General features: G+C 31.4%; 1 protein-coding gene. It reads left to right on the top strand.

What is annotated here, in order from left to right:
* Window positions 1-220, top strand: a 220-nt coding sequence (locus LUA84_RS01110) for an amino acid--tRNA ligase-related protein (protein WP_305836187.1), incomplete at both ends; no start/stop codon positions are given.

Here is a 220-nt window from a genome sequence, read left to right on the forward strand (position 1 = left end):
GATGAGGAAAGATTATTAACAGAGCAATTTGATGTACCAATATTTGTTACATATTATCCAAGAGAAGTAAAAGCATTCTCTATGTATGAAGTTGGGGATGGAACAGTAAAAAACTTTGATTTAATTGCTGGAGAAGGATATGGAGAAATAATTGGTGGATCTGAAAGAGAATGGAGATATGATTTATTGCATAAAAAGATTGAAGAATGGGGATTAGATA

This window comes from Candidatus Nanopusillus massiliensis (assembly GCF_920984865.1).